Origin of the sequence: Okeania sp. SIO2B3 (assembly GCF_010672525.1) — a bacterium.
Taxonomy (GTDB): domain Bacteria; phylum Cyanobacteriota; class Cyanobacteriia; order Cyanobacteriales; family Microcoleaceae; genus Okeania.
Window position 1 is genome coordinate 1 of record NZ_JAAHGH010000161.1, and the last position, 11019, is coordinate 11019.

An 11019-nucleotide genomic window follows, 5' to 3' on the forward strand; every position below is an offset into this window, starting at 1 on the left:
AGTCGCTCAAGCTGAACAATTTGCACTTTTTTCGCTCCAAAAATGCGCTCAACCTTCATATATCAGTGCTTTTAGATTATATTGGCCACCCCTACTTACTTATCCCACACTTTACTGATGCACAACCAAATAATTTAATGATGAAATTCATCAAATTGATCTATATCTATCTACGCCTATCTGCGGTCAATTATGCTTGAAATATTACTCTATGCAGCTTTGTTTCAATTTGGTCAGGAATTATGCACAGAAACTAAATAGACTGAGGGCGAATGTCATTTGCTAACGCAAAGCTCCGCTTTATATGTCGCGGAGCGTTAACGGAGTTATGCGACAGCAAAACGCCCCTACATCCCACATATAGTGTTTTCAAGATTAATTTGCGTAAGTCCTGTTGGTATTAATTATTGATGTTTTTGCTTCTCCCCTTACAGGAAGGGCGAATGCCATTCGCCCCTACTGCTCTACTTTTTAACCCTAACTTTCCAAATTTTGACTCTGATAACTTTCCAACTTTGCCAAAATTTCTGGAAATATTTTAATATCTAGATTTTCATCTTCCCGTTGAGCAAGAGAACGTTTTACTTCCCCTAAATAAAGTGGTTCTGAAACTCCCGCTTCTGGATGAATAATTGTTCTAATTCTAATAGTTAATTTACCTCCACTACCCAGACGACCAGGAGAAAATAAATCTCCAGCAGCTTGCTTTATTGTTGCTGTTAATTCTGATTCTGTAATGTTAGGAGAAACAGCTATTACTGTTTGAGTTCCTCCATTATCATAAACCAATGAATATGGAACAGATCCCGGAACTTCTACACGAGTAAATAATCCTAAACTCAAACCAAATAAACCAGCAGTTAATACACCCATAAAACCAGTTACTCCGACTAATCTAAATCTAAATCCCCATTTAGAAATAAAGCCAATAATTGTTAGAATAAAAAATCCAATAGTAGCAATACCAAACCATTTAGCGCCAATCAGTATTTCTGTAGTTGATAACATTTTTTCTAGTTTTCTAGTTTATTTTTTGGTTGACAATTATATTTTATAGTAATTAGTCGCTAGTAATTAGTAACCTGCTCAATTTTTGATAGTATTTCTTAAATAGTCAGAAAGTAAAGTTTAATCTTAATTTCTGTTTCCTGTTATAGCAGAAGGAATAAGAAAGAAGGAAGAAGGAAAAATTTTACGTTGTCTGAGTTTTAAGCTGTCGATCTGTCAAACACCTTTCCTTCGACTGCTATACCTAAAAGTCACTAACTACTGTTAATATTAATTGGCAATTAATAAGTAGAACATGGTAAATTTTGGGCGCTATGTATCAAATTGTCAATTAACTCAAAAGTTGATATTCATTGCTTTTAGAGGTTTTTTGATTAAAAATGCAACGTCTTTCTTTTTGCCTGCTCTACTTAGTACTTAGTATTAGTAATTATCATGCCTTAATGCTATATTCTAGGAGATACTTCAATTATTAAGTAATTAACAGGAGTTGAATAACCTTCGTGATAATTATTAGCTAGTAGCGTGTTAATTATTGATGTTTTTACTACTCCCCTACTGCAGAATGGCGGAAATAACTGACCAGTTACAAAATCCTAAAAGCCTTACCAATCAATACTTCTGACTTCTAACTTCTGACTTCTGACTTCCGCGTAGCGACACTACTCCCCCACTCCCCTACTCCCCTTCACTCCTTTCTACCCAAAAGTATATAAGTCCTCATATTACCCTTACCTTTAATATCAATTATTCCTCGATCCTCAAATCTGTATTTGTCGGCCAAACAATCATAAGTGGCCTGGGCAACTTGAATCACACCCGGAATACCGTGAGACTCCATCCGGTGGGCTGTATTTACTGTATCGCCCCAAAGGTCATAAGCAAATTTTTTTGTCCCAATAACTCCAGCTTCTACTGCTCCTGTATTAATACCAATACGAATTTGCAAAGATTTACCTTCTTTGATAGAAATCTCCTGGATTTGGGTTAACATCTCAAGGGCCATATCTGCGATCGCCTCTGCATGGTCCTCTTTTGGAACTGGTAGTCCACCAACTATCATGTAGGCATCACCAATAGTTTTGATTTTCTCTAGTCCATATTTTTCTGCCAATTCATCAAAAGCAGAAAAAATTCTATTGAGTAACTCTACCAATTCGGCAGGAGATAAGTTGGCCGATATTTTGGTAAATCCTACCAAATCTGCAAATAAAACTGTTACTTGGCTAAAGCTATCGGCGATAGTTTCCTCTCCCTGTTTTAAGCGTTGGGCAATTGCTTCAGGTAAAATATTTAATAGTAACCTTTCTGACTTTTGTTTTTCCTCAGCTAGTTGCTTTAAATAAGCTTGTTCCTGGTCCCGAAGTACTTTCTTCTCTAAACAAGCATTAATTCTCGCCTTTAGCAGTATAGGGTTAAAAGGCTTGGACAAATAATCTTCTGCTCCCAATTCAATACAATGGACTATACTATCAATATCGTCCACTGCTGAAATCATAATTACTGGGATATGCCGTAGTTTAGGGTCAGACTTGAGAGTTTCGAGGACTTCATAACCGTTCATCTGTGGCATCATAATATCTAGTAGTACCAAATCAAACGGTTGGGATTGTATTATTTCTAGAGCTTGAAACCCATTAGTCGCAGCAGTGACTAAATGGCCTTCTCGTTTAAGTCGTCGTACTAAAAGCTCTCGGTTGACTTGATTATCATCTACAACCAGTATCTTTCCCTGGTCATGCTTCATTTCCTTGGTTCTTTACCTGTAAGATTTTTGATCTTGTCTAATAGTCTGGGAAGTTCTACTGGTTTTGTATCATAATCATTGCATCCAGCAGCAATACATTTTTCTCGGTCTCCTGCCATAGCGTGGGCGGTCATTGCTATTATTGGAATATGGCTAGTTTCTGAGTTATCTTTAATTTTTTTTGCTGCTTGCCATCCATCTAAAACTGGCAAACTCATATCCATTAAAATTAAATCTGGTGATTTTGATTTAGACATCTCGACACCTTCAATTCCATCAACAGCAATAATTACTTCAAAACCTCTACGCATGAGACGCCTAGACAACATATCCCGGTTCATTTCATTGTCTTCAACTAAGAGAATCTTAACCATTTTTTCCTGATTTGTGAAATAATATTGGCATTCCACCTCCCTCAAAATTTCCTTGAACAGAGTTACATTTTTTTGTTTGTGGGAGAGGGATACCAAAAACTATTTATTACCCCTGATTTTCCCTAGTTAAGAGCTTTCTTGTTATCAAAATATAGAACTATAGATAATTATCCAGAGAGCAAAATACTTTCTTGACCACATCTTTGTCAATATTTGCTATTTTTATATTATATTGCTTGCTACACCTAAAATATGTGGATTGATCATCTTGACTATCTTCATAAATATGTTTAAGACGATATGGCAAACAAAATATAATATATAGTCATTTAAGTTTAGATTGAGACAAGCATTTCTTGCCTTGAAAGACTTTCAGCCTAAAAAGTGTTTCATTCTTATTTGAAATTACTATAGTCGCTCAATTATATAGTAATCCTAAATGATTTGTAAAACTTTCTTACTCTGCGTAAAAAGTCTGAAAGTCTTACTCCAATTCAAGGAGCTACTAAATTCTCAGATATTTTCTGCACAACTGCTACGAGGAGTGCTGGTATAGCAAGAGCTAATTTTATAAGTCCTAAAGATGTAAGGGTATTGATTAGTATATTCCTTGAATTGAATTTTCAGGAGCTAAACTTCAAAAATTATTACTTGTTTAGCACTACCAATTTATGAATTTTAAATCCCCAAAGTAATATAGCGTTTTTATCTGGTATGTGGAAACCAAGTGCTCTGAAAAAGCTATGGAGTTATGGAAGGAATAGGCAAGGAGAGAAAACAGCATTAAATAGTAGGAATCACAAGAATATAAAGCTATCGATAAACCGCTTTTTTTCTAAGAAAAAAACTCCATCTATAATTTACAAATCAAATAAAAAAGCTATAATATAGCAATTTTATTTGATTTGTGAGATATTGTAGATTTTAGGAAATAGGGAATTCGGGAATAGGTATGGGAGAAACACCGAAGCAATAAAATTATCACAAATGATTTAGGATTGCTATAAATAACTAAACGCCTTCTTCCTTCTTCATTATTCATTATTCATTATTCATTATTCATTATTCATTATTCCATAACACCTCAAAACTCAAATCAAGAAGTCATGGGTGGAGAATTATGATCTCCATTATTTGTAACTAGGGGTTGCATATTTTCTGCTTCTAATTTAGGTTTTAAATATAAATTTTCTACCAAAGCAGCACTACCAGCGAACCAAGGTGGAATAATCAAAGCGCCGATAATTCCTAATAACTGAATCCCCACTAAAACTGATAGTAATTGATATAAAGGATGTACTCCAACAGAAGAACCAACCAATAAAGGATCGAGTACATAAGTTTCCACATTTTGGATAACATAGTACAAAATTATTACCCACAAAAACAACCATCCACCTTTAGCAATAGCCACAATTAAAGCCGGGATAGCACCTAAAATTGGACCAATAAAAGGGATTAAGTTTGTAACAGAAGCTATTGCTCCTAAACCTAGGGAAAAATCTTGCAATCCTAAAAATCCTAAACCAGTGGTAGTTGCTATACCTAAAATGGCAGAAACTATGATACGTCCCCTAATATAACTTCCCATTCTTTGAGTAACAGGAAAAACTTGATTTTCCAGTCTTGTATCCCAAGGTTGAGGGAAAAGTTTTACTAAACCAGTAATCAAAGTTTTGCTATCTGCTAACATATAGCCTGAAATAAATAAAGCTAATATTAAACTAACTACTCCTCCCAATACACCTTTTGTTAAACTATAAGAACGTAGTAATAATTGTTGACTAGAACGAATTACCCAACTGGTGACAGATTTAGTATCAAAAAGTTGATTAATCCACTCGGGTGGATTTTGAATTAAGGAACTAATAAAATCTTCAATATTCTCCCCAATACTCTCAGAAAATAGTGGTAATTGTCGTAAAAGTGTTTCAATTTGATCGAATACTGGTGGACCAATAGTTAAAGCTATACTTATCAATCCAGAAATGAGGGTTAAATAAACAATGATTACCCCTAACCAACGAGGTAATTTCATTTTTTCTGTGATGTTTACTAATGGTGAAATTGATGCAGCTAAAACTACTGCAACCATTAAAAGTACGATGAGACTCCGCACTTGCCATAGCAAAATTAGTAGTAAAACACTACTAATAATTAATACGATATTAGATAGGGAAATAGAAATCCTTTGTTCGGGTTTCATATTAATAATTTGTCGAGGGAAAATTTGATATTAGTCTGGCTTAGTTTTAGTTTTATAGCAGGCAACAGGCAACAGCTCATCTGGCAACAGGGAGATGAAATTGTTGATTTCATATTTTGAATTGATTTAATTAAAACTTTTGCAAGAAATCTCATGTAAATGAGGCACAGTATTCATAGTTCAAGTAATGAAAGCTTATTTAACACGCATACTCAGGATTGGAAAAACTATATTTTTTCCTACTCCCTACTCTGTATGGACGTTGCATGCAAATTCCTTACCAATGGATAATGGATAATTGATAATTAATCGAATCTAGGTTTAAAGCCTTTCATAAGCAAGGAGAAAAAATAAATCAGATTTCCTGATATTTAGTCCTCTCAGTTTTAACCGGAGGTAATTATCCATTATTAATTATCCATTATCAATTAATGAATACTCCCTATTCCCTGCTCCCTACTGTTGTACTTCATAAACCACCGAATACGCTGTAAATTAACTAATTTCGATGCCAGCGTGTTACACCACCAGGTTGGTCTATTAGTTTAATACCTTGGTTTTGTAGTTCATCTCTAATACGGTCTGATTCAGAATAATTCTTGGCTTTTTTTGCTGCTAAACGTTGCTGAATTAAAGATTCAATTTCAGCATCATTTAAACCTCCAACTTCACCATTAATTTCTGCATTTGGTTGAAATTCTAAACCTAATACTTGTGACAACTTTACAAGAGTTATCCATTGTTTTTGTAATTCCTCTAAAGATGTTTCAGTTTGGCCTTCATGTACTAATATATTACCCTCTCGACGTAACTCCTTAGCTAATTCAAATAAAACAGCTAAAGCACCAGGAGTATTAATATCATCGTCCATTGCTTTCTGAAATTTTTCAACTTGAGAAGTTAATAAATTTGTCTTTTCAGATAATACTTTTTCTGGCGTTTCCCATCCCAACTGAGAACCATATTGATAAGCAAATAATATACCTTCCTTAATCGTATTCCAACCATTTTCCGCAGAAGCGATCGCCTCAGGGGTAAAATCAATAGGTTTTCGATATTGGGCAGTCAAAACAAACATTCTTACAGCCATTGGGTCTACAGGTTTGTCTAATAAATCCCGAATCGTGGTAAAATTACCAAGGGACTTTGACATTTTTTCCCCATTAATTGTGACAAAGCCATTATGTAACCAATATTTAGCTAAAGACTTTCCGGTTGCTGCTTCCGACTGGGCAACTTCATTTTCATGATGAGGAAAAATTAAGTCCGCCCCACCACCATGAATATCAATAGTCTCTCCTAAACACTCTCGCACCATTGCCGAACATTCAATATGCCAACCTGGTCTTCCTTCTCCCCAGGGAGAATTCCACGCAGGTTCCCCCGGTTTTGCTGCTTTCCATAGGGCAAAATCAAATGGGTCTTTCTTTTTAGAGGTCTCTGAGTTTTCTCCTTCAACTCTGCCACTTGCACCAGCTTGCATTTCCTCCAAACGACGGCCAGATAATTTCCCATATTCGGTAAATTCCCGCACCTGATAATAGACATCCCCTCCCGCAGAATAAGCAAAACCTTTTTTTTCTAAGTCGTTGATTAACTGCTGAATTCCATCTATTGTCTGGGTTGCCCGAGGATATTCGTCCGCTTCTAGCACATTCAACCGCTTCATATCCTCAAAATAAGTCTCTGTAAAGCGTTCGGCCACCGACTCCATAGAAGTACCTGTTTCTCTGGCCCGATTCAGGATTTTATCATCTATATCAGTAAAGTTTTGTACATATCGTACCTGATAGCCCCGCCACATTAGATATCGACGTATTATGTCCCATACAATATATGAACGAGCATGACCTAAATGGCAGTAGTCGTATACTGTAACACCACAGCAGTACATTTTAACTTTGCCTGGTTCTAGGGATTCAAAATTTTCTTGGCGACGAGTCAGGGTGTTGTATAGTTTCAGGGTCATAAAGTAATTTCAATAAGTTTTTTCTAATTCTAAATTATCAGGAGAATAGCTGTTTTTGATTTTGGCGTTAATTTAATTATGAATTTTTAGTCTTCACAATTATTTTCATAGCAAATATGCCTTTCAAAAGGTGTTTTTTTTTAGTATCCTTAAATTTTCTGTTTTTTACCTTACTCCAGACATTGATTTGCTGTTTATAAGAATTATATAATATGTAAATGGTTTATAATAATATTGTCAGAATTTCCTGTGGAATGCTGTGCAAACAGCATTTAAACCTACAGGACTTACTAAGGTTAACTAAAGGTGACCAGTTTATTCATAAGTTTTAATTTTCTTTGGATACTAATTCCTTCTGACTGTGTGATAATCAGTTAATAAATCATAGCTGAAGCGCTGATAGCTGACGGGTGTTTCGCAGCATTCCGCAGGAAATGCTTACATAATATTGACTCAGATTAATAATTTTGAGAATAAGTAGTTGTAGCTCGGTTTCTACTTCTGAGTTACTGTTTATCACTTAGACAATTTAAGTGCTTAAGCAAAATTAATGAGCTAATTTTATTATCTATAATTTTTACAGCATCAGCTTCTTAGTTTTAGAGTATATGTAATTAATTTTGTATGACCGAAAAATTTGGGTGCGAAGCCTCTTATTTTAAGAGGATAAAAAGCGGTCGATCTTCGCAGCTTCCCGAAGGGTGGGATGGCGAGGTCTCCTCGATATCCAATTGACCAAGAGAAAATAATTCAGTATTTAAAGCTTCTAGCTGTTTGCGCAGCATTCCGTAGGAAAGCAAGAGATAATGATAACTAATAACTGAAATTACCGCTTGAATAGAATAGTTTAAAAATCTGGTTAGCCCATAGAAGTTATTTGCCTTTGACTATATTAATGTTTAGTTAAATATAATCTAAATATGATTTCACAATTTAAGTATCATCTCAGAAATATAATTACATTAAGATACTTTAGCCCAATATTTTCTGGGAATTTATTTTTTATTTTTGGTTGTCAAAGAAGTGGTACAACTTTGTTACTATCCATTCTTAATGCACATCCTCAAATTACTTGTGTAGACGAAACAGAATTTCCTAGTCCATATCCTTTTCCTTCAGCTCAAAGACTAGCTATTAATAAGATTAACCATCATTATTTATGTTTTAAGATGCTAGAGCATTCTCATAAACTAGATTTCTTAAAAAGATTTTATCCTAATTCAAAAATACTATGGCCGATTAGAAATCCTCATAGTACTATTTCTTCGATGCTGAATCTAGTTAATTCAGAAGGAGATTGGATAGATCGATGTGTTATAAAAGAAATAGAAAGACTCAAGCCTTTTTTTGGTAAAGAGTTAGAAAATTGGCATCTATCTCAATTATCTAAAGTTGAATTAGCTGGGATTTATTGGTTATACAAAAATCAATACCCGACTTGGCTCAAGAATCATGGATTTGATGTTTTAGAGTTTAAATATGAAGAGCTAATCCAAAATCAGAAAGAAACATTGGAGAAAATCACTAATTTTTTGGGAATTGAATGGAGCGATGATTTACTGAATTTTTATCAAAAAAATCCTGGGAAATCTTTGGCAGGAGGAACCAGGACTGACAGACCTATTAATACAACGAGAGCTAGCAATTTACAGGGAAAACTAAATGCTGAAGAAATACAGAAAATAAATGTAATTTGTCAGTCTGTAATGCAGAAATATAGCTATACAGCACTGTAAGAAAAATTTTCTATCTATAAGATAAGTGGTGTATAATTGCCAAAATTAGTAATATTATTTTAAGTTAATTTGTTTTGATTTTAAGTGTTTTTTAATTAGGGCTTGCTGATTAAAACTCAAAGCATTGATAGATAAGGGTTTTAGATATTTTAGGTTGAAAAAAGTGCCAACTTTTCGGTTGCTCAAGGTCAAAAAGGAGCACATTTTAGGCAAGAGTTGGGCAGAAAATTTTAGGGAGAATTCTTACTCCTACCTCCTCTATAATTCCCCTGAATCCTGTCTCCTGTCTCCTGTATTCTACCCCTACTAAAAGACTTTTTCAGCAAACCCTAATTAGCTTAATCAAGATATTAACTTAATACAATTAGACAGTAGTAATATTGTTTGGTAAATACCTTGATTTATCGGGATATAAACGTAACAATTCAGCTATTAACGGTTATCTCTTACTATTGAATTTGACCTCAATTTATCAATGGCTTTTACCGACTACAAAGCAATAGCTGAATACTGAATGCTGAATGCTGAATGCTTACATATAAAGGTCAAGGGAGTGTGCTTTGATAGTAAAGTTTAAGGCATTGCTTAAATGTAATGGTAAATAGCTGAAGGTAAAATTGAAAAACTGATGTTTTGCGTTGATACTTAATCTAAAAATTATGACCACTCAGCAACATAAAGTTGAATTTGGCCTCAATTTATTAATTGCTTTTACCGACGACAAAGCAATAGCTGAATGCTGAATGCTTACATATCAACTCTAAAAAATACTGCTTATTGAGGGCGACCCGGAAAAGTATTCACAAATGTATATTTGAATCAAATTAAATTAGGTTATAAGCTAATGACTAACTCAAATTCTGGCGTTTTTTACGTTGCTGCGGGCAAAAAATATGTTGATGAAGCTTGCGACTCTGCTAAAAGTTTAAAAAAGATTAATCCATCTATAAAAATATCTCTAGCTTGTAATCAAGACCCTGAAGATAAAGATTTATTCGATCAAATTATTCGAGTAGATGAACAAGTAACTTGTAGAAATGAAGGATTATTATTCAAGGTCAAAAATTTATATTTTTTATCACCTTATGAAAAAACTATCTTTGCTGATACAGATACTTTTTTCGCCAGTGACTGTGAAAATGGATTTGACATCTTAGAATATTTCGATCTTGCCCTAGTTCCTGCTCCAGTTGATACTTTCTATCCAATTTTAGAATCAGGTCAAAAAGTTCCTTGTAAACCATTAAATACAGGGGTAATTCTTTTTAGAAAAAATGAAGCAAACGATCAGTTATTTAAAGAATGGATTGACCTCTATACAAGTAAGCTTTTATCTAATAGTAAGTTGCGAGAAAGTGACCAAACATCTTTCGCCCAAGTTTTACTAAATTCCTCCTCAAGAATGTACCCTTTGCCTAGTGAATGGAATGCTAGATTTTGTTTTATTAATGCCTTTGCTGAACCAGTTAAAATTCTCCATGGTTATTCCCGAAATATAGAAAATATTGCTTATTTAATTAACTTAAATGGTAACAAACATAGAGTCTGGATTCCCCATTTAAAAAGATGTATTGTTTTTAAACCTTATACCTGGAAACATTATTTAGGTCGGTTACTGGAAAAATTGGGAATAATGAAAACGAAAAAGGGGTGAATATTTATAATTTCTCGTCAGCAAACTTAAATAATTGAAAAAGGCAGAAGGCAGTTATGCTTAAGGCAGAAGGTCTAATACCATTTGTCAAAAACTTTTCTACGTTTTCTTGAGTAGAGGAGTAGGTACGGACGTTGTATGCAATGTCCGTACAGGGAGAAGTAAACACAAGACCCCACTCTTAAGGCTATCCCTTATAAGGAACTCCTGAAACCCTTGTAGGAAGAGGGGGAAGAGGGGGAAGAGGGGGAAGAGGGGAAGAGGGGGAAGAGGGGGAAGAGGGGGAAGAGGGGAAGAGGGGGAAGAGGGGGAAGAGGGGGAAGAA

At 34.6% G+C, this 11019-nt stretch carries 7 protein-coding genes; 2 read left to right on the forward strand and 5 right to left on the reverse strand.

Translation table 11 applies throughout. The features are described 5' to 3' along the window. Positions 1 to 477: 477 nt before the first annotated feature. The 5 genes from F6K15_RS36005 to cysS all read right to left on the reverse strand — a co-directional run bounded on the left by F6K15_RS36005 (position 478) and on the right by cysS (position 7304). Complete coding sequence (locus F6K15_RS36005; protein ID WP_293070631.1) at positions 478 to 1008, reverse strand: Ycf51 family protein; 531 nt, start codon at positions 1006 to 1008, stop codon at positions 478 to 480. Positions 1009 to 1696: 688 nt separating this feature from the next. After that, positions 1697 to 2755, reverse strand: coding sequence for an adenylate/guanylate cyclase domain-containing protein (locus F6K15_RS36010; protein ID WP_293070633.1), 1059 nt, complete (start codon positions 2753 to 2755; stop codon positions 1697 to 1699). Beyond that, positions 2752 to 3129, reverse strand: coding sequence for a response regulator (locus F6K15_RS36015; protein ID WP_293070634.1), 378 nt, complete (start codon positions 3127 to 3129; stop codon positions 2752 to 2754). Before F6K15_RS36015 ends, F6K15_RS36010 begins: the two co-directional genes overlap by 4 nt. A gap of 1096 nt (positions 3130 to 4225) precedes the next feature. Next, the gene (locus tag F6K15_RS36020) at positions 4226 to 5335 is read right to left on the reverse strand and encodes an AI-2E family transporter (protein WP_293070636.1); all 1110 of its coding nucleotides are present in this window, start codon (positions 5333 to 5335) and stop codon (positions 4226 to 4228) included. A gap of 499 nt (positions 5336 to 5834) precedes the next feature. After that, the gene (cysS, locus tag F6K15_RS36025) at positions 5835 to 7304 is read right to left on the reverse strand and encodes a cysteine--tRNA ligase (RefSeq protein WP_293070638.1); all 1470 of its coding nucleotides are present in this window, start codon (positions 7302 to 7304) and stop codon (positions 5835 to 5837) included. A gap of 920 nt (positions 7305 to 8224) precedes the next feature. Here cysS and F6K15_RS36030 point away from each other — a divergent pair. Next, positions 8225 to 9040 carry a sulfotransferase gene (locus F6K15_RS36030; RefSeq protein WP_293070640.1) on the forward strand — a complete coding sequence of 272 codons (816 nt, stop codon included), beginning with the start codon at positions 8225 to 8227 and terminating at the stop codon, positions 9038 to 9040. 844 nt (positions 9041 to 9884) lie between these two features. After that, positions 9885 to 10694, forward strand: coding sequence for a hypothetical protein (locus tag F6K15_RS36035; RefSeq protein ID WP_293070642.1), 810 nt, complete (start codon positions 9885 to 9887; stop codon positions 10692 to 10694). Positions 10695 to 11019 lie beyond the last annotated feature (325 nt).

Coding starts and splice junctions, on each gene's coding strand:
- F6K15_RS36020 (WP_293070636.1), bottom strand. CDS start 5,335: ATGAAACCCGAACAAAGGATTTCTATTTCCCTATCTAATATCGTATTA.
- F6K15_RS36010 (WP_293070633.1), bottom strand. CDS start 2,755: ATGAAGCATGACCAGGGAAAGATACTGGTTGTAGATGATAATCAAGTC.
- F6K15_RS36035 (WP_293070642.1), top strand. CDS start 9,885: ATGACTAACTCAAATTCTGGCGTTTTTTACGTTGCTGCGGGCAAAAAA.
- cysS (WP_293070638.1), bottom strand. CDS start 7,304: ATGACCCTGAAACTATACAACACCCTGACTCGTCGCCAAGAAAATTTT.
- F6K15_RS36005 (WP_293070631.1), bottom strand. CDS start 1,008: ATGTTATCAACTACAGAAATACTGATTGGCGCTAAATGGTTTGGTATT.
- F6K15_RS36015 (WP_293070634.1), bottom strand. CDS start 3,129: ATGGTTAAGATTCTCTTAGTTGAAGACAATGAAATGAACCGGGATATG.
- F6K15_RS36030 (WP_293070640.1), top strand. CDS start 8,225: ATGATTTCACAATTTAAGTATCATCTCAGAAATATAATTACATTAAGA.